The organism is Flectobacillus longus (assembly GCF_030056705.1).
GTDB lineage: Bacteria > Bacteroidota > Bacteroidia > Cytophagales > Spirosomataceae > Flectobacillus > Flectobacillus longus.
Genome location: NZ_JASHIC010000001.1, coordinates 46747 through 69202, shown reverse-complemented (window position 1 = coordinate 69202; position 22456 = coordinate 46747). Strand labels below are relative to the sequence as shown.

The following is a 22456-nucleotide window of genomic DNA, read 5'->3' as shown; positions in this document are numbered from 1 at the left end:
TATAAAAAAACAAATACCTACGAATATTTCGTAGGTATTTGTTTTTGAAATTTTAAAATGTGTGAAAATGAAGTTATTGCTTCTAATCGATTTGGGATTTATTTGACTTGAAATGTACCCTTTATCGTTTCCTGCGTTGTAAAAATAGGAATTGAAAGAATAGTCCAGTCTACTTTTGCTGAGATAGCGTAATTAATTTTTTGGCTTTTAGTATCCTGATAAGCAGTGATACTAGTTGGTTGCCAACGAACGCCAGTATTCCACCCTGATTCCATGCCTTGCATAGCTAAGACTTCGATTTTTTGATGCTTTTCATAGTAAAGAATCACTTCTTTTTTGAAAAGTTTGTGGTCTTCCACTGAGAAAACTGTAGTAAACATTCGGCTGGGATCATGACCTTTTGCCATCTCAAAATACTGAGGAGGAGCCTTTTTTGTACCTGCTTGGCTCATTGTACCTGGGAAAAGGATAAAGACTAAAATCGCTGTCAACATGCCATTTTTCCGTGAGATGTTACGGAGGGAGAAGAAAAGTAATCTTAGATAGAGGACAATAAGCGCGAGATTCAAAAGTCCCCAAAATAGGTAAAGCATAAAAATTGGGATTTATCGTAGAAAATTTATTTCACGCAAATTAACATCAACATTTTTGAGAATCCATTACAAATATGATAATCGGTAAATATAAAAAATCCCTTTGTTTGGCATTTAAACCATCACAAAGGGATTTTTATATGATACTAGACTCTATTACTTAATCGCCGCACCATTCACAACCACATTTTTCAACGTAAAACCTTTTACTACTGATTTGTCGATAGCAGGGTTTTTACTTTCTACTTTAAAGTTTTCAAAAGTAAAATTGGAAAGTTTGTCGTATTCCGACACGGCCACATCGTAGAATATATCACATTTCACTTCGATGTTTTTCAAAGTAACATGGTCTGAATAGGAGAGAGGCACATCTTTACGTCCCTGTAAATCAAAAAACTGTTTCCATGGTTTTACAAACAGTAAACTGTGAGAATTTCCTTTGACATTTTCTACTAAAATATACTCATATAATTGTGGCGTATCTGGTCGCATTTTGAGCCATAAAACTCTGGTTGCTTCATTCACATAACAGTTACGCATAACGATATTGCGGTTATGAATCGCCTCACTACCACAAGTAAGGGCAGAATGACAAAAGCCAAACTCACAATCTTCGATAATAATATTTTTGTTGGCACCATTGTTAGGCACTTTATCTGCCCAAGGACCTTTACCACCTTTCAAGGCAATAGCATCATCATTGACAGACAAATAACAACCTTTTACCAAGACATTTGTACAAGCATCTATATCAATGGCGTCGGTACTTGGTGCTTTTACAGGTTTTTCTGGCGAGAAAATGTGTGCATCTAAGATTTTTACGTTGTTACATTGATACAAATGAGTAGTCCAGAAACCAGAGTTATGCAATTTTACATCTTGAATCTGTACATTATTGGATTTCCAGACAAAAACCAATCGAGGACGTGAAACCTCTAAATTGGTACAATTGGGGTTTTCTTTTCTTCTTTGCCAAAATGCTTGCCAATATTTCAAGCCATTTCCATCAATAGTTCCTTTTCCCGAAATTGTAAAACCATCTACTTGATAAGCATTTACCAAAGCCGTGAAATAATCTAGGCTTTGTCCTTCCATACGTGAAGGTAATTTGGGGTAATCTTCAATGTTATCTGAACCTTTCAGTTTAGCACCTTCTACTACGTGTAAATGGGTTTTAGGTTTGAAAAAAAGCGCTCCACTCAAAAACGTACCTTGAGGAATGACAATGACACCACCTTTTTCGGTTGCTATGTCAATAATTTTCTGAATAGCTTCAGTTTGTACTAAAGTACTATCGTTTTTGACGCCATAATCGGTAATAACGTAAGCTTTTCCGAGTTGGGGTAAAGAGACTTTTTTATTAACCGTAAACCAGTTCGAAATAGGAGTGCCATCAGGAAACAATTGCTTAGTGTTTTTTTGAGCATAGATTGTACTCAATCCCACCAGTGAACATGCCAAGGCAAGCAGTATTTTTTTCATTTTGTCTTAAAGCTATTATAAGTTTCAACTGGCAATATGTCTCCAAAAATTGATTTAGCCATCCTGCTTCCTCGGTTGATGGGATAATAATTTGTGATTGAGCAAATGAGTGATTTAGTGATTATTTTTTAGTATGATTTGGGATAAAAAAAGGCGATCGAAATTAGTTTTTCGACCGCCTTTTTGGCGCAAAATATTTGATAGACAATGCTGTAGAAGCAAGGCATTGCGTCTATAGCAATAAAAAATAAACTAGATAATCACTCATTCACTCAATCATAACTCACTCAATAACAGAAAGTGAGAATATCTTTATTGCTTTATCTGAATGACCGAACGGGGTTTGGTATTCTTGATAGATTCGGGCAACGATGCTAAAATGCTTTTTTTGAGGGCGTTCAAAACAGCAGTTTTGGCGAAGTTTTTATGTGCCACCAAACTCACCTCACGCACAGGGGCAGGACTAGCAAACTGTCGGATGAGACCTTTATGTTTTTCCTCAAAATCTAGTGTTGCAAGTTCTGGTAATATTGTAATCCCTTGATTTCTTTCTACCATTTTGCGGAGTGTTTCTAAGCTTCCCGCTTGGTATTCAAACTGCCCAAAACCAATCGTTTTACGTTTTAACTCACAAAGGTTTTCGATTTGTGAGCGGAGGCAGTGCCCTTCTTCCAAAAGCCATAATTCCTTCGGATCAATATCTTCAGAAAGGGCGTATTCTTTTTGGTACAAAGCATTTTGCTTTGATACATATAAGACTAATTCCTCGTAAAAAATATGGTGCTCGATAATATTGGGCTGTTGAAGTGGTGTTGCTAATAAACCAATATCCAAATCATCGTTTTTGAGTGCCTGAATAATTCTTTCGGTCGTCAGTTCCTTAATTTTTAACTCCAATTTAGGATATTCTTCTAAGAAACTAGACAAAAATAAAGGCAATAAGTAAGGGGCAATCGTAGGAATTACACCCAAGCGAATTTCACCAGAAACTTCATTTTTACCAGAATTCACCACCTCCTTGATTTTGCTAAATTCGGCTACTGTGATACGAGCTTGTTGAATAATTTCGGCTCCAATCTGAGTGGTCACTACGGGTTGTCTACTACGATCAAAAATTTTCACTCCAAGCTCATCTTCCAATTTTTGTATTTGCATACTCAGTGTGGGTTGGGTTACAAAACAGCTTTCGGCAGCCTGCACAAAGTTTCGAAGATTTTCGACCGCAATAATGTATTCTAACTGAGTGATTGTCATAGTTTTAAATGTTTGTATTGATAATCTTTATAAGGCTATAAATAATATCAATTTGCATTGAGAAAGTTTTGTGATGACCTTTGTATCATCAAAACGGAAATAATACTTTTCAAATACGAAATTCAGTATTAGTAGTGAAATAATATATTTGAATTGTACAATTTTAATATTTAATCAATCATAAATTTACAAAAAAATGTCTAAAATGTTAGGTTTAGGTGCTCAATTCCCAGCTTTCAAAAAATCTGCTGTTGTATCTTTAGAAAAAGGTAAAGAATTCTACGATATTACTTCTGAAGACCATATCAACGCAGGTAAATGGATGGTAATGTTCTGGTGGCCAAAAGATTTTACTTTCGTTTGTCCAACTGAAATCGCTGCATTCAACGCTAAATCTGAAGACTTCGCTGACCGTGATGCAATTTTGATTGGTGCTTCAACTGACTCTGAATTTGTTCACTTGGCATGGAGAAACAACCATGATGATCTTCGTGGATTGAAATTCCCTATGTTGGCTGATACTTCTAAATCTTTGGCTGAAGAATTAGGTATCTTGGAAGCTAATGAGAAAATCGCTTACCGTGTAACATACATCGTTGATCCACAAGGTGTTATTCGTTGGGTATGTGCTAACGATTTGTCAGTAGGACGTAATGTTGACGAAGTAATCCGTGTATTGGATGCTCTTCAAACAGACGAACTTTGCCCATGTAACTGGAAAGCTGGCGAAGAAACTTTGTCAGTTTAGTTGATATAAAATTACGTAGCATTGTTTGAGTAATCAAACAATGCTATTTCTCCTAAATACCTTACCAAAGGTACTTGAGCGAAGCAATTTATGGTATGCCAAATGATAAATATCACTAAGTTTCGCTTTACCACCACTAAAATTTTATACAGTGAATATATAGGCTATTTGTAAAAATAAGCACATAGATATTACACTTTTGGCTAACATGATTGTGTTAGCTTTTCTTCAAATAAGACTTTCAGGATTCTATAAATAACATCATAACATGTTTGGAACTACAAGTGAAACGAAAAAGAACTTGTTGGCAGAATTAAACTTGCCAACAGATTTAGCTTCTGTGTTTTTGGATAGATTAAATTCGGCAGATCACCGTTATATCAAAGACCTTAAAATCAATGTAAGCAACTCGTTGAAGGCATCTACTTTGTCAGAGAAAGATGCGGTTCTTTTGGCTTTAGGTGTAGCGATTAACGAAAAAGCATCGGTGTTGGTGGCTTCTTTGGAAGAGTTGGCGAAAGCAAAAGGCGTAGAAGAAAAAGAGTTGTTAGAAGTAGCAAGTTGTGTTTCGTTGATGAACGCCAACAACGTATTCTACCGTTTCCGTCACTTCATGGACAAAGAATCATACAACAATATCCCAGCGGGTATTCGTATGTCAATCATGATGAATCCAGTATTGGGTAAAGAATTTTTTGAATTATTGAGCTTAGTAATCTCAGCAATTAATGGTTGTGAAATGTGTGTTACTTCTCACGAAGCATCTGTAAAAAGTCATGGTGCTAGCGAACAACGTATATTTGAAGCAGTTCGTTTGGGGGCTGTTTTGAAAAGCTTTATTGTGCTATTGTAATCAATAGGAGGCATTTTCCTAATGAAATTCTAATACAATAACCAAAGGATTTTGAGAGTTATATAATCAAAATCTCCAAGATAGATTTTACTATCTCGACCATTTGGAAAAGTTTTAGGTTTGTATCTGTAAAGGAATCGTGAAATAGAATGATACAAAAAAGGTTGATAGAAGTACGCTTCTATCAACCTAAACCTAAGGCTTCATATATCTACCGTCACAAGATACGTATTGGGACGGTTTTTTTATGTCTTTTAAAGACGTCGTGTGTCAAATATTTGACTGAACGCTATTGAATAATAGCATTTACCTTACTTAACCACAATTCTTTCCCTTCACAATTCCAGTGCGAATCGCCTTTGAGATAATACTTTTTTCCTAAATTGTTAAAATCTCTGAAAATTTCAATAAAAGGCACTTTCAAGTCAGGATTGTACTGTATTTTTTCAATCAAATGATTGTAACTCCCTAGTTCTGGATTAGTTACGCTTACTTTATTAGGAATCAACGCCAAAACTACTTGGTCGAACCCAGCAGATTGGTAATGTGCCGCTGAACCATTGATGACCTCAATCATTTTGTTTACTTCATGATTATCTAAAGGATAAAAAGAAGATGTTTTTTCAGAAGCTTTCGCCTCATCTCTATAAAACAAAGCTTGTTGGTCTGGAGATAAAACCACGCCAGATTCTACACGACCAAATACTTTTTCATTAAAAGATGCTTTAGCTTCTCGAACATTCAAAAAGAAATCATAATTAAACAACGTATGTTGTAAGCGTTCTTCTACCTGAGTCGGAAATAACCATGTCAAGAACTCTTCTGATTTTTGGAGTAAACGTCTTTTCCAAGAAAGTTGTGGGGCTTGTGTCACTGTAATGGTATCGTATCCAAGCACTTGGTAATTATCAACTTTTTCACCAAAGTGTTCTCGTGCGGTACGTTCTACAGACTCAAGAATGAGAATATTGTGATAGTTGGTGTCCAACTTAATTTGGCTACTATTTGCCCAATGCAAATAAGTATATTTATCTGCCTTGAGCATGGAAGAATCAACACGGCCTGGTTCGGTAAAACTATCCCCAAGGATATACAAATGCACAGGCTTTTGAGTTGAATCTTTGGTGATTGCTGTGCCAGCACATGTTTTTACAGGGTCTTTGAAATCAGGTAAATAGGAGAGACGGTACAAATCTCCATTGCGATAATCGTCTGGAAAAAAGCCCAAAGGTCCTGTGGTGCGATATACCACAGGCGAATAAGCCTGAATCCACAAAAATATGGCGATGAATAAACAGCTATATTTTAATACTTTAAAAATCATAAATTTCTCAATTATTACCCAAAACTAGAATTGAAAATAGATAAACTGATTGGTTTCAAATACGCCCAAGAAATATGTTAGAAACGCCAAACCACATGTCAGTAACCAGAATTTCTTATTCGAGCTTGTATCTACATAAAAGAACTTCCAGTCTTTTATCATCAATAATGCTATTAGCATAAAACAGAAAATCAGTTCTACCTGATTTAGTGGACTTTGTAAGGTATCTGTCAGCGAAGTAAAGCTAATTTTACGCAAAATTACTGTAGCATCATGTACATTTTTAGCCCTAAAAAACACCCAAGCCAGCATGACTAAGAAAAATGTACTAACCACATTGAGGGTTTTTCCCCAGAGGTTTTGTGGTAGTTTGAGGTTTGGGAAGTATTTATTTCTGAAAATAGCCACTATCAGATAAAAGCCATGTAAAGAGCCCCAAATCACAAAAGTCCAGTTGGCACCATGCCACAATCCACTGACCATAAAGACAATAAACTGGTTCAAATATTTTCGAAACTCAGATACTCGATTTCCGCCTAAAGGAATATATAAATAATCTCTAAACCAAGATGATAAAGAGATATGCCAACGTCGCCAAAACTCAGAAATTGAACTTGAAAAGTATGGGCTATGAAAGTTCTCCATCAGTTCAAATCCCATAACTCGGGCAGTTCCTAATGCAATTTCGGAGTATCCAGAAAAATCACAATAGATTTGAAAGGTGTAAAAGAAAGTAGCTAGTAGGAGCGAAAGACCGTTTTTGCTTTCGGGTTGATTATAACAATGGTCAACCAAAATGGCTAGTCTATCAGCAATTACTACTTTTTTGAAAAGCCCAAATCCAATCAAAAACAAGCCACTTTTTACTTTTTCCCAATTGAAGCGATGAAGCTGATGAAACTGATAAAGGACATTTTGTGGGCGTTCGATAGGACCTGCGACCAACTGCGGATAAAACATCACATACAAGGCATAAATCCCAAAATGACGTTCGGCTTTGTGGTTTCCTCTATATACTTCTATCGTGTAGCTCATCGCCTGAAAGGTATGAAAGGATAACCCAACAGGAAGCAAAATATCCAAAGCTTTGATAGGATTGGTCATTGATGCCCAACTCAGAATTTCAGTTAGACTATTATTCAGGAAGTTGAAATACTTGAAATAAACCAGAATACCAATATTAGAAATCAAACTGATGACCAGCAAAAGCTTTCGTTTTACGGCATTTTGTTCATTTTCAAGAAGTATCCCAGCGATGTAATCAATAATGATGGTACTCAGCAATATCAAAAAATAGATAGGCTTGAATATCATATAAAAATAGCAGCTTGCCAATAAAAGCAGTCGCCATCTACCTGACCAACCAAGGCTAAAGTACGCAAGCGTGACAATGACAAAAAAGATTAAAAAATGTACAGTATTAAATAACATAGTTTACGATTTGTACCTATCCAACCGTCAGATTTGTGTGTTGTGATGATACTACAGCTAAAGTTTTGAGATACGAAACTATTTCAATTTGATTGACCACGTTTCGATATTCTGATTATTATGTGTTGTTATGAAAAGTTTATTATAAGAATCCGAATACTGAATGATAGGGGCAGAGCTTGAGATAATCGGCTTGTCTGATACTTGCTCGCCTTTTTCGTTATAAAGATAATAGGACGACCAGCCATTAAAGATAGCATAAAATCTACGCCCACTGCCTAAATTATAGTACTTGAGATATTTACGTCCAAAAGCAAGGTCTTTTATAGAAAAAAGCTCTTTGTCTCCCTTATCCAAAACGGTTACTACTTTATTATTCCCTCTCATTACGACCCAGTCGTTGGGCTTGTCAGAGGCACAAAGTTGGAACTTATATTCTGTATCTGGTCGAAAAAACTGATTTTTTTGTACCACTTTTCCTGACATATTGATTTTGAAAAACTCGCCTTTTTGTCCTAAAACCAAAATGGCAATTTGACCATCAGTCTGGTCTAACACTGGAGCCGATAGGGTTGGAACGTTTGTTTTTACAGGAAAACCATTTGTAAATTCGCCCTTTTCATTGACGATACCCAACAAACCATTTTCGGTAAGACATACCGTATAAACTTGCCCTTTATAACCAATCGTAGGAAGTGGACCGAGCGAATTTTCTAGCGATTTTTGCTTAAAACTATTCGTTTCTTCTAAACTTTCTGAGTTTAAACTTACGCAAAGACCGTTTGAGGTAATAATGTTGATTTGGTTGTTGGATTCTGCTACAGCCCAACTATTTGAATTTAAGCCTGCAATAGTAGTGCTACTATTGACTTCAAATCCATCTGTTTCTCGTTTTAAGATATAGGCTTTTTGTGTAGTGAGTACCAATAAACGTTGTTTTTTATCGGTGCTGGTTTTCAAAAATTGTGGTTCACCTAGTATTTTTCCTTGTAGTGCGGTAGACCAGATTTTTTTGCCATCATTTAATAAAACAAGTTGATTCCCAGTTGTTTGAAGTAACAATTCTGAAGCCTTACTGGTAGGATTGACCAACATGAGCGGTTTTCCAGAAACATTGTAACTATACTGTTTGAGTTTTAAGAGTCTATAGTCATATTTCCCAGAAGAACTTCCTTTATATGAATTGCCTTTTAGAAATGAGAATTTTGATTTCTCTTCGTTAGATTGATACACTAAAAAGTTAATCTCTGAAGGTTCAAGGGCTGCTTTGGACATTTCGAACCAAGGTGAAGGTAACAAAGTTTGAAGCCCAGTAAGTGCTTTATTGGGTTCTGAAATCCAGACAATATTATTTTCTCCGAGTTTCTTAAGGAGAGATTGATGTCGACTACTGCTCGACCAAACCTCATTTCTACTAATGCTAAGTAGGTATTCTTGCAATGTACTTAAATCACTTGCCAGAATAACAAAATCTTTATATTCGGTAAAAAGACAATTATTAAAACCTGAAAAAATAGGACCCAAAACCATCGCAGGAAATTCACGAACGCCCAAGGCTGTAATAGTGAACGACCCATAAGGGATAGCGTACGGTTTTTGTTCTTTTGCATTGGCTACTTTGCTTGCAACTTCTTTGAGTAAGTTTTTGACCTCTTTACTTTGAATAAGCACAATTTTGTTGGCTTTGTTGGGATCGCTACCCTCAAGGTTTAGCAAACTGACACTATTTTGGATATTATCCTGAATTTGGTCAAATTCTATGTCAAAATCGCTCTTTGCAAAAGTTTGAAGCTTTGATAAGTATTCATCAGATTCGATTTGCTTTTGACAATTATGACTCAATTCGCTCGGTTTATCAACACTAATATTGAGCATCATAGAACAAGCATTTGGAATCATATTGCCTACATCAAATTTTTTGGCAGATTGTGTACCAAATATTTCTGGATTGGGACTAACCGAGAATGCTTCTACTCCAAAGTCGCTGAAACTATCTTTGAGATACCAAGTCCACGACTGAGGCATAATGCTGGCTAAATATGGCGCTGAGGTACGCTTTTGTTCAACTACTTTTACACCAAATTCTTTGATAGCACGTGCATTTACATGAGTGGTCATCAAAGTAGATTCTGTAAAGGTAGATAAATCTTTGAGCGATAAATTTTGTGCCCAATCATGTTTTTTACTCAAAAGAATTTCTTCTAAAACTAGCGTAGAAGGGCTAATTACGAGGAAATTATCTTTGATGAAAAAGGCAATTTCAGTTTTGGTAGAATTAAAAAATATCTCGTGAATCTTTTGTTTTGCAGTTGTATGTGTAATCAGACGTAAGCCTTCACGGGTTTTGTCCAAGTGAATCAATTGGTCAAGCAGAGGCTCATCTTCCGAAATAAGAGGAATAAAATATGCCCAAGTAATGAGCTCTTTGGCTTGAGGAATATAGGCAAAATACAGCAAACGATTGGCAAAAAGAGCATCGAGTCTATCTCCTTTTAGTCCATAATGTTCTAATTCTGTAGCAATTGGGAATAAAGATGCGGTAAAGGGCAATTCCTGTAGTTTACTTTTATGGCTTATCTCATTGGGCTGATAGGCTTCTAATAAAAGCAGTGTATTGTCTGGAATAAGGTCAGAAATGAGTTTGTTGGTGGCAGTGGTGTTTCTATAAAAGAAAAAACCGCCAATTCCTAAAAGGATTGCAAGTAGGATGAACCAATTTTTTTTCATTCTGATAGAGCGAATTTGAACATAAGTATTTATAAAACCAAAGATAAGGCTTTTGTGGGGGCTATCAAAAAGCAAACGAGAACAGCTTCAGATGAAATTTCTAAAACTGTTCTCGTTGATATTCGTTTTGCTGTAGGTAAATGGAGTGTTTCTTTCAAAAAAGACTTTCTTTAACACTCAAATACATTACCCAATAGCTTTATTTTACTTTCCCCACATGGCATTTGCCGTATCTGGGAAGAACAATGTCAATTCTGGAACACCATGAGCCATTCTGTTTGCCCATTCAACACCTTGCATTAATGAGTGGTCTTGGTTGGAAACTTCGTATTTCCAAGCGCCAAAACGTCCACGTGAATAGATGTCGTATTTTTCCAAAGCAGGAAGTACTTCTTTCAAAATACCATCGCGCTCAACTGAAGGCGTTGGATAGCCATAATTGGTTGAGAATATAAATTCCGAAACAATATCATCTTCAGATTCGATAAGTTTATCTTCCAACATAGCACGCACCGTATCTTTAATCAAAGTTTCTCTATCTACAGGCTTACATTCTGATTCGCTCACCTCAGCCATCAATGACCATTGGTTTTCGATGTCAGGTACGTTATAAGGGCTATAGTTTGAGAATACTGTAATACGATAGTATGGACTATTCTTTTCAGGGAAATACATCCAACATTTGGTTGCCAAGTCGGCTTTAGGTTTACCTTTCAAACCTATACCAATCACGTTGGTAGAAGAGTGTTTTAAGCCTTGAGCTTTGGCTGTAATATTCTCATCCAAACCTTCCACTTTGGTTGTGAAAATATCCAAAGGCATCGTATTCATTAAATGCGTGTATTCGATTTCACGTCCATCTTCCAAAATTAACTTTTTAGCGATTGGATCAACTTTTGCAACTTTTGCATTGGTCAAGATATTCTCTTCACCAACTAGCTTGCCAACGTTTTCCCAGATAGCACCTGTACCACCTTGTTTTGGAAATTGAAATGTATTATTTGGTCCCCACGAAAGGTCATCTTTATCAAATAAAATATTTTGTGTAACACGTTGTAAGTCTGTGACAGCCACGCGCTCGCCAACCCAGCTTGCGTTCATTTGTGCAGGAGGGAAAGCCCAAACCTTGAAGTTGTATGGCAACATAAATACCTCTGCAAGACCTTCGCCAAAAGTATTCATAATCCATTCATGGAAATTAGCAGGTTTTTTGCTTGAAGGATTTTTGTACAATTTAATCAAGCCTTCCAAGCATTTCCACATCGTTTCTTTGCTAAGATATTTGATGTTGTTTTGGAAAGGATACGGCACAAAACGGTCTTCAATCCAAACCCATGATTCACGTTGGTGAGTCAACCAACCATCTTCGCCCAATGCTTTCATCATTAGGTCATCGAAATACTTGTAGTGCGAAAATTGTACGTGACCACCTACATCCCAAGTAAAGCCTTTTTCATCTACAAAACTGGTGGCCAAACCTCCGATATAATTTTCTTTTTCAAGTACGATAAAGTCCTTGATTCCAAGTTCTTTCAAGCGATACGCTGCGCCAAGACCTGTAGGTCCTGAACCAATGATGACATATTGATATTTCATACAATAATTGCGGCCGAAGTCTTTAGCCTGTTTGTTGTAATTCAGTCTTGTTGTTTGAGGTAAAAACAACAGCAAAAATTTGACAAAAGAAGTGAATAAAAATAGGAAATAGGCTTAAGAAATATTCTTAAGCCAAGGTCTTTATTTCAATTTTTTGATTTTAGTATTAAGTTCCAGACGGAAGTTCAATAGCTCTTTAAAGCTTTGCCAACATACTTTAAGAAGTTTCATTTTGCGGATTGAAACTTCACCTGTAAGGCGCTCTTTGTGAACAATTGGAATGTTGAAAAGCTCTTGACCTGATTTTTTTGCCATAATTGCAATAAAAATATTAGGTGCAAAAGGAGTTGGATTGGGTAATTGTTCCAACAATTTTTTCAAGAAACTTCCTTTAATCAAACGGAAAGGAATATTTGAATCGAGGATAAATGTTCCATATACCAAGAACATACTCCAACGTAATATACGAGTGATAAACAAACGGAAAACTGCATCATGACGAACCTGACGATAACCAAGAATAAAGTCTGATTGTGTTCTTTTATCCCAAAGTTTTTTTACATCTTCAGGGATAAATTGGTCGTCTGAGTCTGTTTGGAAAACATATTCAGCACCAATTTCTACAGCTTTTCTGTAAGCGTGAACTACCGCATTACCGTGTCCACCGTTGGGTTGATGAACAACAATTAATTTGGGATATTGTGGCTGAATTTCGTCAAGAATTTTACCAGTATTGTCTCTTGAACCATCATTCACTACAATCAAGCGGGTGTTTTCTCCTGCAAACTCTGTGTCTAAAAGGTCACTCCAGATTTTTACTACGTCTGCCATGCACTCTTCTTCGTTGTAAGCTGGCATGACGATGGCTAATTTAATACTCATTAAAGATTTTGTTTGTCCAAACAGTTTTGTGCAATCATTTGCATTGCAAAAATACCTAATTCAGATTGATTTTGTAATGTAAATTTTAAAAATGAAGAAAACTTAATGCTGTTTTTATCAAACACTTGTTTGACTTCATTGTACACAATTCCATTTTCAGTGATCGATTTGTGTTGGTTCGTAAGTGAAAACTACTGAATGAGCGCCAAAGTTGTAGCTTCTTCAGTGGTAGTTGTTTTAGTAATTAAAATACTTTTTTAAATTGTTCACAGGCTTTTCAACCAAAAACCAAGATAACGTAGCTACCAAAACCGTTAGGGTTGCATATACCAAAAGCTCAAAGGCAAATCGATGCGTGATGGTAGGGGCAAATTGCTGTAATTTATGTAAGATTCGAACCGTCGGATGAGTTGGAAAATTGGTATGGTAAAAGTTGAACACAAAGTTGTGATATAAATATAATCCATAACTAATGCGCCCAATGTACGTTGTTACAGGGTTTTCGAGACAAAATTTCATAATTCCACCGAAGCCAGATACGGCACGTAAAATCAAGAAAAAGCTTAATATAGAGCCAATTAATCTGTCCAAAACCACATACGTAAATCCATGATGAACATCCATTTTCAAGGCAACAATATACCCTATATAAAACGCAAGGCTCAGGAATAAGTAACTGTTTTTGTTCAATTGCTCAAATAATGTATTACGCTTGTAGGTATATAAGTAGGCCATCACACCACCCAAACCAAATGAATCTAAGCATGTTGGCATCAATACATATTGGGCAGTCCAATCGGCATGAAGGAAGAACAACAATAATCTTAATCCCAAAGACAAAGCTATCATACCCGCAAAGAGCTTTATGAAGTATTTCTTAGGAAGAAATAAAATCAAATACGGAAAAAATAGGTAAAACTGCTCCTCTACGGCCAAAGACCACAAATGGTCAATAACCCCAATCCATTTATGATAAATTGCTATGTAAAAATTGGTTGAATATAAAAGTGACCAGCCTATCGTAGCTCTGATATTAGGTACATCAAAAACAAACAGCAGAAAAAGAGCTAGATAGTAGATAGGAAAAATTCGAATAGTTCGGCGTACAATAAATTGTTTTATAGTAAACCAGTGACTTCTGTTGATGGTATCATCTTTTTCTTTTCCTAAAATCAAAATTCGGATAATCAGAAAACCACTCAAAACAAAGAACATGGCTACGCCTAATGAGCCTAGTGGCAGGGTATTTCTTTCAGCCAACCAGTGGTCAATTAGTACAAGGCCTACAGCAATTGCTCGAATGCCATCTAATTGCCCAAAATAGTCATGTTGATTTTTTGATTGCGTCATTCTTTTCAGAAAATTGAAGTTAACTCGTTCGGGAGAGTTAAATACAGGTATTGAATAGACAAAAATAGCTTGTTTTTTGTCCTCTGACAAATCTAAAATTTTATCAAGCAATTATGAGCTTAACACTGAACTAAATTGATTGCACACTAAGTCGTTGATAAAAAGCCAACTAACATTGGTAGAGCTTTTTAAGTGAGATAAACCGTTCACTAAATTTGAGCAAAAAGCCTAGTGCTTCTATCTATGACTCATACATTATTTTATTTTTTGATAATCGTAAACTCTACTCGTCGATTCAATTTCCTTCTCTCTTCTGTTGCGTTACTTGCAATAGCTCTGGTTTGACCCCAGCCCTTTGTTTGAATCCTTTCTGCCTGAATACCCTGACTGATGAGATATTTCTTTGCATTTCTTACTCTATCTTCTGATAGTTGAAGATTTAATTGAAAATCTCCTTGATTATCGGTATGCCCTTCAAAGAGTATCTCCAATGTAGGAATTTCCTTCATGGCTTGTGCAATTCTATCCAAATCTCGTAAAGCTGCTTCATGTAAATCGGCTTTTCCTTGATTGAAAGTCAAACTGTTGAGCACACCTTTGTTACCTACTTCTAAAGGAAGAAGGAAAAAGTTTTTCTTGATTTCTTTGAACTCATTTTCATTTGTCAAATCAAAATAATCTGTAATTGTCAAATACCCTTTTTTGACAGGAACAATCTCATATTGCTGATGTAAAGGCAATATAATTTTGAATAGGCCAAGGCTTGGATTGAAATGTGTAACATTTTTTTTCTTATAGTTTTTATTAGTGTACCACTCTACATCGCACTCTACAGCTTTTTGGTCAGTAGTAGAGAGAATTTCTCCCATAAGTACCCAAACTGGGTCGGGCTGTTTGTCTTCGGGTAAAAGCAGTCTAAAAATATCTTCTTTTTGTGCATTGCCCTCATAAGTACACATATAGGCATATTCGCCAGAGGCAGGTATAGTAAAAAAACCATCCCAGTTGGGTGTATTGATACCTTCGCCCAGATTCTGAGGTTCAGACCAATTTAACCATGTTTCGTCTAAGCGGGTGGATTTAAAAATATCGTTATCTCCAAATCCAGAAAAACCTCTACTCGAAAAATATAGGGTTTTACCATCGGCAGCGATAAATGGAGTTACATCATGTTCAATTGAATTGAGTATGTTTCCCATCTGACGTGGTTCTGTCCATTCGTCGTTATTTTTCTTGAAAGAGACATACAAATCCCTTTTTCCTTTGGTCGTCATGCGCTGAACCGACATCACCATTACACGTCCGTCAGGTGAAACCGCAAATTCTGCATTAGGGCTGTAATTATAAAAATTATCTATTTTGACTTCTTCTGGAAATGACCAACCATTTGGTGTACGCTTAGAGCGAGAGATTCCCGGTGCTAATTTGCCATCTTTTTGATATTTGTTCATGAGCAATACTTCTCTGCCATCTGAAGAAACGGCAAATACAGCATTGTTGTCATCGGTATTTAATGGAATTCCAAGGTTTTGTGCCTTCGACCATGTTCCATCGTTATTTTTGGTACTATACCATATATCCTGATCCTTTTCTTTTCCAAACAAGCTAATATAATTGCGAGTATAGTAAAGTGTTTTGCCATCACTAGAAATGACGGGAGCAAACTCTGGATTTTTGGAGTTGACGGTTTTTCCCAAATTTTCACGAATTACTCTTTGAGGAGCATCCGAAGCTACCTTTACAAACTGATTAACTACTTGAGCGCTGTTTGAAATACCTATGGCTTCAATTTGCTTAGAGGTTTTTAAAGCGCTTTTCCGTAGTACAAGTCGTATGGCTTGAACCTTATATTCTGTCATTTTGGGTAAAACGACATTAAATAATTTATCTTTTCCTGGAATTAGCGAAGCATCTTCTGATATTTCGAAAAGTAGATGTTCTTTCGCAAGTGCATCAATGGCCCATACTTGTGCAATCGAACCTTGAGGCATCAATTCTGAAACCATGACTTGTCTGATACTAAAAGTAGTATCAAATTTCATAGTCAGAGATTCAAACTCAGACGTAATTGGAGAAAATTTTAAGTTGGTATTAGCTGTTTTGGCACGTAGCGGTAAAACAAATTCTGACGAATACTCAATAACGGTATTAGCCCATTTAATAGCTTGTGAGAATGCTTCTTGGGTAAATATTAACAGTGTAACTACTAGAGCAAAACGAAAAAAGAATGTATTAACCATAATATTAAATTAGTTAAACACTCTTTTACAAAAATAGTACCAGAAAGAAGTCTAAATTTTGACAATGGTAAACTCTACTCTTCTGTTAAGCCTACGTTTTTCTTCAGAATTATTACTTGCTACAGGTCTGGTTGATCCATATCCTTGTACTTGGATACGTTTTTCCTCAATTCCATTTTTGACAAGGTAGTTTTTTACTTCTGAAACTCGTTGCTTCGAAAGCTTTAAGTTTTCGTTCCAATCTCCTTGGTTATCAGTGTGTCCTTCAAGCATAATCTCCATATTGGGGTTTTCTATCATTGTAGCTACAATATGGTTTAGTTCTTGGAAAGAGGCGGGTAGCAATTCGTATTTACTTTGTTCAAAAAATACACTGTTTAGTGTGATTTTTTGCCCAGCAGCAATAGGATACAAGAATAAATTCTTTTTGACTTCATGGAAATCTTTTTCGTTCTCAAAGTCAAGTATTTCTGAAGACGATAAATATCCTTTTTGAGAAGCCGAAATGGTATATTTCTTTTTGACAGGTAACATAAACTTATAATCGCCTGTAGTAGGGTCAAAGGTTACACAAACAGTGTCGGCGTCTGAGGTTGATTGTACTTTTACTTTGGCACCAACAGGCTTTTTGTCAGACGAATTATATACGCCCCCTGATACTTGTACAACAACTTCTGGTTTGATAGCTTCGGGAATTTTTAATTTGAATATATCTTCCTCTCCGAATGATTTTTCTTGAGAAGAAAAATACCCATAATCACCTACAGCCGAAATTGTAAAATAGCCATCCCATTCAGGGGTATTAATCATTGGGCCAAGGTTTTGGGGTTCAGACCATTTGGTCCAAGATTCATCTAGTCTTCGTGTAACAAAGAGGTCGTTGTTACCATAGCCCGGAAAACCTTTTGTTGAAAAATATAAGGTTTTAGAATCTGCTGCAATAAAAGGCATACCTTCATCCTCTGCTGTATTAACGCTTTTTCCTAAATTGACAGGTTTAGACCATGAATTATTTTCTTGCAAAAAGCTCACATATAAATCTTTACCACCTTCTGTTTCATCTAATTGAGCAGAAATAAGGAGAATACGACCGTTGGGTGCTATTGAATATTCGGCATACTCAGATTTGTTCTTAAAGTCAACTATAGCTACTTGCTCAGGAAACCCCCAGCCTGATGCTGTTTTACGAGAGATTGAAATACCCTTACTCATTTCGCCATTGGGCGAATACACATTATTGAGTAACAGGGTTTTACCGTCAGGGTAAATAGCACAAATTGCATTATGTTCAGAATTGTTGATGGGTTCTGAAAAAGGCTTTGCTGGCCCCCAAGTTTTATCAGCTTGTAACTCTGAAAACCAAATGTCTTGCTTTTTGGCAAAACCAACATTGGCAGGATGTTTCCAACGGGTATAATAAAGTGTTTTGCCGTCAGGAGCAATAACAGGCGCTAGCTCACGAAATTCTGAGTTAATATTTTTCCCTAAATTTTCTTTTACTATTTGGCTCGGCATATTATTAGCCAAATTAATGGAAGTCTTAATTGGCTGGTCAGACTGCGAAATAGCGATAGCGTCTATCTGATTCCATCCTTTTACTTTGGAGGTGTTGAGACTGACCCTAACTGAGCGAACTTTGAACGTTGTCAACTGATTGAGTATTAGATTCAGCATTTTGCCAAGTTCGTTTGTGGGAGGCGTATTGTTAATCCAAATAGGATGAATGTTATTATTTTCATCAAAAATATCAACATGGGAGATTGCTCCTTGCCCAAAGTTTTCGGCAATGGCAATTTGACGAACCGACATGATAGTGTCAAAACTAACAATAATGAACTCTTCATTGATAGAATTATTTTGGGTCATGGGTTGCCACGCACAAACCGAATAACCTACCTGAGGAAGTTTGTTTGGTTTTCCTAAAGCTTGTATTGCACGGTTTTCTTTGGTAGTTTCCTTATCGACATACTCACTTGAGAATGCCACTACTTTACTAGCCCAAAATGTTTTTTGTGCAAAAATAGGAAGATTTATAAAAGCAAATAGTATAAGTAAACAGACTCTATTCATAGACAATCATGAAGACAAAGAGGCTTCGATATTTAATGACTTTGGCGTAACGCTAAAAACTATGCCAATCTTGTACATCTCGAAAGTAAAGTTAATGTAAAAAAACTTTTTTTGTGCTAAAATGAGAGAATTCTGCGAGGGATTTAACTATTTTTAATGGAATATGAAAGGATAAAATGAAAATCGATTTTCTGAAAATAGAAGCGTTAAAGAAGATATAAATGGGAAGAAAGTTTTTATTGAGCAATGATGTTACAAAGGCATGATTATTTTTAGAGAAATATACTCGACTTAAGCTTTGACGAGAATTTAACATTAAGATTAATACTTAGACATAGGCGTTATGCTTTAAGTTTACGGCATAAAGCATAACACCTACTGCTAATATACTAAATCTGAATATTTTTTAAATTAGCAATTGTTGCTTGTGGATCTGGGGCATTAAACACAAAACTACCCGCTACTAATGCATCAGCACCTGCCTCTATTAATTTAGTGCCTGTTTCTTGGTTTACACCACCGTCAATTTCAATGATAGTATTTAACCCTCTTGAGTCAATCATTTGACGAAGGCGGCGTACTTTATCATAAGTAGATTCGATAAATTTCTGACCACCAAAGCCAGGATTTACCGACATCAATAAAACCATGTCACAATCTGGAAGAATTTCGTCTAATACCGAAAGCGAAGTGCCAGGGTTTAATACCACACCAGCGACACAGCCCAATGATTTGATTTGTTGCAAGGTACGGTGGATATGTGTACATGCTTCATAATGTACCGTAATGTTTGTAGCACCAATTCTCTTGAATTCCTCCAAATATCTATCTGGTTTTTCAATCATCAAGTGCACGTCCAAAGGTTTTTTTGCATGACGATTAATTGCCTCGATTACAGGCATACCAAATGAAATGTTTGGTACAAATGCACCATCCATAACGTCGATATGAAACCAGTCTGCTTGCGAGTTGTTTACCATTTCTACATCTCGCTGAAGATTCGCAAAATCCGCCGCTAATACCGACGGAGCAATAATGATATTTTTCATGTTACAAAATTAAAGGAATCTTGTGCAGGAAAAAAGAAAAAATAGGTATTATCGGATAAGATAAAGTGCAGACAGAGTGACTTGCGTAAGGCGATAACCTTCTCCCATAGGTCGTGGAGCTGTCCAGACATTGGCTGAGGTTTGAAAGATTGCTTCTATCCTTAAATGCTTCTGAATCCTAAAACCAATCCCTAGGTTTCCTCCGAAATCATAGGTCTTTTGAGAGGTTGTATATAAAAATTCTTTCTCTAATTGATAACTTACATACGGTCCAATGACACAATAGGCCTGTGAGTCACCAAGATTAATTTTGGACAGAAGCGAAAAGTCGATATAAGGTGATTGAAAAATAATGCCTCTTCTTTTGAAGCCTTTATTGGTATATAAAATTTCGGGACTTAATAACACATCACTTGTGAGTGGCAACTGACCAAAAACACCAAGGTGAAAAGAATAGATGTTATTGTTGGGGTCATTGACTAAGCCTGTGCCAGCGTGTGAGGCGGCATTGCCTCCAGCTTTGACACCAAAATTGACACTATCTTGGGTAAAAGCTGTCCAACAAACTCCGAGGAGGCACCAGATTAGTATAAGCTTTTTCATAAGGAATTTATTTTCTACTTGGCACTAAACATTAAAGGTTCGAACAAAAGTACTACACCAAAAGTCTTGTAATCAGGACTTCTTTAAGATATAAGGATTTTTGCTTAAATTATTTGAAGCAAAAATCTGATTTTTGAATTATCTTGGTCAAAAATTAGACCGAAAACATGAATCTATCTCCAAAAATAGATTTTATTAGAAATATACGAAAATGAGTCCGCAAGAACAGATTAATTTCCTTACTGATAAAATAAATTATCACAATCATTTGTATTACATGAAGTCCGAAACGGAAATTTCTGACTTTGACTTTGACCAATTACTTTCACAATTACGTGCTTTGGAAGAGCAGTATCCCGACCTAGTTCGGGAGGACTCACCTACTCACAGAGTAGGAGGGACTATTTCGAAGGAATTCGAATCTGTAACGCATCGTTTTCCGATGCTTTCTTTGGGGAATACCTACAACGAACAGGAGTTACTGGATTTTGACGAAAGAGTACAAAAAGGACTAGAGGGACAATCTTATGAGTATATCTGTGAACTAAAGTTTGATGGTGTTGCGCTATCGGTTTGGTACGAAAACGGAGTCATTACGCGTGGTGTAACCCGTGGTGATGGCGTTCGTGGCGATGATATCACTGCCAATGTAAAAACGATTAGAACATTACCTTTGAAAGTAATGGCAAATGGTTTTCCTGCCCAGTTTGAAGTTCGTGGAGAGGGATTCTTGCCATTGGCATCTTTTGAGGCTATTAATAAAGAGAGAGAAGATATTGGCGAAGCACTTTTAGCCAATCCACGAAATGCAGCCTCTGGAACTTTCAAGATGCAAGACTCTTCAGTGGTTGCCAAAAGAAAACTGGATTTTTATGTATATCAATTTTTGTCAGAAGAGACTGTTTTTGAAACTCACGAAGAAAGTTTACACTGGTTAAAATCAGTTGGATTCAATGTTTCTGATACGTGGGAAAAGCATGATACTATTCAAGGAGTTTTAGGTTTTATTGAAAAATGGGAAGAAAAACGTCATGAGTTGCCTTTAAATACAGATGGAATTGTTATTAAAATCAACTCTTTTGGTCAACGAGAAGAGCTAGGCTTTACAGCAAAATCGCCAAGATGGGCAATTGCCTACAAATATAAGGCAGAATCTGCTACTACTACCCTAGAGTCGGTAAGCTATCAAGTGGGTCGCACAGGAAATATTACCCCAGTTGCCAACTTAAAACCCGTTTTGTTGGCAGGTACAGTGGTGAAACGTGCCAGTGTTCATAATGCCAATGAGATAGAGCGTTTGGATTTGCATATCGGTGATACTGTTTTTGTAGAAAAAGGAGGGGAGATTATTCCGAAAATTACGGCAGTGGACATGAGCAAAAGAACTGAAGCACTTGAAGCTGTGCAGTTTCCTCACCTCTGTCCAGAATGTAACACCGAATTAATTCGTAAAGAAGGAGAAGCCAACCATTATTGCCCTAATGAAAAAGGCTGTCCTCCGCAAATCAAGGGTAAAATTGAGCACTATATTCAGCGTAAAGCCATGAATATCGAAAATATTGGTGCTGAAACAATAGATACATTTTATACAAAAGGTTTACTGAAAAGTCCTGCCGATTTGTATGATTTGAAATATGAAGATATTCAAGGAATGGAAGGGTTTAAAGATAAATCTATCAAAAACATTCTTTCAGGAATTGAAAAATCAAAAGAGATACCTTTCAAACAAGTGTTGTTTGCCATAGGAATTCGATTTGTTGGGGCAACAGTAGCTGAAAAACTTACCGCCCATTTCTTGACTATTGAGGCGCTTTCTGAAGCTACCTATGAGCAGTTGATTGAAGTACCAGAAATTGGGGATAGAATTGCTCAAAGCATTATTGCTTACTTTGCCGATGCTGACAATCGACAGTTTATTGCCCGTTTACAACAAGCAGGATTACAGTTTGAGCACATTCCTGCTGAAATTGTTGTCGAAGGAAACGCTTTGGAAGGAAAATCTTTTGTAATTTCGGGTGTTTTTCAAAATTTTGGAAGAGACGAGCTCAAAGTGAAAATAGAAGCCAACGGAGGAAAAGTCCTCAGTGGTGTATCTAAAAAGCTTGATTTCTTGCTAGCAGGCGCCGAAGCAGGGCCTTCAAAAATTGAAAAAGCACAAAAAATGGGTGTGACAATTATTTCTGAGGAGGATTTCTTAGGAATGCTTGAAGCCTAAAAAACGAGAATTTTATTAAAATTTCTGGGGTATTGAAAA

The 22456-nt window shown here is 36.4% G+C and carries 16 protein-coding genes; 3 read left to right on the top strand and 13 right to left on the bottom strand.

What is annotated here, in order from left to right; translation table 11 throughout:
* Window positions 1-98: 98 nt before the first annotated feature.
* The 3 genes from QM491_RS00350 to QM491_RS00340 form a co-directional block, all read right to left on the bottom strand.
* Window positions 99-593 (bottom strand): hypothetical protein, encoded by a 495-nt coding sequence (locus QM491_RS00350; protein WP_283325272.1) that lies wholly within the window; start codon window positions 591-593, stop codon window positions 99-101.
* 156 nt (window positions 594-749) lie between these two features.
* Window positions 750-2075 (bottom strand): rhamnogalacturonidase, encoded by a 1326-nt coding sequence (locus QM491_RS00345; protein WP_283325271.1) that lies wholly within the window; start codon window positions 2073-2075, stop codon window positions 750-752.
* Window positions 2076-2387: 312 nt separating this feature from the next.
* Entirely contained in the window at window positions 2388-3329 is a 942-nt protein-coding gene (locus QM491_RS00340; protein WP_166549366.1) for a hydrogen peroxide-inducible genes activator, read from the bottom strand.
* 196 nt (window positions 3330-3525) lie between these two features.
* Here QM491_RS00340 and QM491_RS00335 point away from each other — a divergent pair, with 196 nt between their 5' ends.
* On the top strand, window positions 3526-4077 hold the full coding sequence (locus tag QM491_RS00335) for a peroxiredoxin (RefSeq protein WP_095164092.1): 552 nt from the start codon (window positions 3526-3528) through the stop codon (window positions 4075-4077).
* Window positions 4078-4345: 268 nt separating this feature from the next.
* A complete protein-coding gene (locus QM491_RS00330; protein ID WP_283325270.1) occupies window positions 4346-4930 on the top strand; it encodes a carboxymuconolactone decarboxylase family protein in 585 nt (194 codons plus the stop codon).
* Window positions 4931-5219: 289 nt separating this feature from the next.
* Here QM491_RS00330 and QM491_RS00325 read toward each other — a convergent pair whose 3' ends face one another.
* The 10 genes from QM491_RS00325 to QM491_RS00280 all read right to left on the bottom strand — a co-directional run bounded on the left by QM491_RS00325 (window position 5220) and on the right by QM491_RS00280 (window position 20202).
* Window positions 5220-6254 carry a hypothetical protein gene (locus QM491_RS00325; protein WP_283325269.1) on the bottom strand — a complete coding sequence of 345 codons (1035 nt, stop codon included), beginning with the start codon at window positions 6252-6254 and terminating at the stop codon, window positions 5220-5222.
* A gap of 24 nt (window positions 6255-6278) precedes the next feature.
* Window positions 6279-7685 (bottom strand): MBOAT family O-acyltransferase, encoded by a 1407-nt coding sequence (locus QM491_RS00320; protein WP_283325268.1) that lies wholly within the window; start codon window positions 7683-7685, stop codon window positions 6279-6281.
* A 78-nt stretch (window positions 7686-7763) separates the two neighbouring features.
* Window positions 7764-10412 carry a hypothetical protein gene (locus QM491_RS00315; RefSeq protein ID WP_283325267.1) on the bottom strand — a complete coding sequence of 883 codons (2649 nt, stop codon included), beginning with the start codon at window positions 10410-10412 and terminating at the stop codon, window positions 7764-7766.
* A gap of 204 nt (window positions 10413-10616) precedes the next feature.
* Window positions 10617-12008 (bottom strand): protoporphyrinogen/coproporphyrinogen oxidase, encoded by a 1392-nt coding sequence (locus QM491_RS00310; RefSeq protein ID WP_283325266.1) that lies wholly within the window; start codon window positions 12006-12008, stop codon window positions 10617-10619.
* A gap of 141 nt (window positions 12009-12149) precedes the next feature.
* Window positions 12150-12890 carry a glycosyltransferase family 2 protein gene (locus QM491_RS00305; RefSeq protein ID WP_166549360.1) on the bottom strand — a complete coding sequence of 247 codons (741 nt, stop codon included), beginning with the start codon at window positions 12888-12890 and terminating at the stop codon, window positions 12150-12152.
* A 237-nt stretch (window positions 12891-13127) separates the two neighbouring features.
* Window positions 13128-14240 carry an acyltransferase family protein gene (locus tag QM491_RS00300; RefSeq protein ID WP_283325265.1) on the bottom strand — a complete coding sequence of 371 codons (1113 nt, stop codon included), beginning with the start codon at window positions 14238-14240 and terminating at the stop codon, window positions 13128-13130.
* A 260-nt stretch (window positions 14241-14500) separates the two neighbouring features.
* Window positions 14501-16480 (bottom strand): OmpA family protein, encoded by a 1980-nt coding sequence (locus QM491_RS00295; protein ID WP_283325264.1) that lies wholly within the window; start codon window positions 16478-16480, stop codon window positions 14501-14503.
* Window positions 16481-16531: 51 nt separating this feature from the next.
* A complete protein-coding gene (locus QM491_RS00290; protein WP_283325263.1) occupies window positions 16532-18466 on the bottom strand; it encodes an OmpA family protein in 1935 nt (644 codons plus the stop codon).
* A 473-nt stretch (window positions 18467-18939) separates the two neighbouring features.
* A complete protein-coding gene (rpe, locus tag QM491_RS00285) occupies window positions 18940-19599 on the bottom strand; it encodes a ribulose-phosphate 3-epimerase (protein ID WP_166578047.1) in 660 nt (219 codons plus the stop codon).
* A 48-nt stretch (window positions 19600-19647) separates the two neighbouring features.
* A complete protein-coding gene (locus QM491_RS00280) occupies window positions 19648-20202 on the bottom strand; it encodes an outer membrane beta-barrel protein (RefSeq protein ID WP_283325262.1) in 555 nt (184 codons plus the stop codon).
* Between the two features lie 211 nt (window positions 20203-20413).
* Here QM491_RS00280 and ligA point away from each other — a divergent pair, with 211 nt between their 5' ends.
* Window positions 20414-22417, top strand: a complete 2004-nt coding sequence (gene ligA, locus QM491_RS00275) for an NAD-dependent DNA ligase LigA (RefSeq protein ID WP_283325261.1) — start codon at window positions 20414-20416, stop codon at window positions 22415-22417.
* Window positions 22418-22456: the final 39 nt, after the last annotated feature.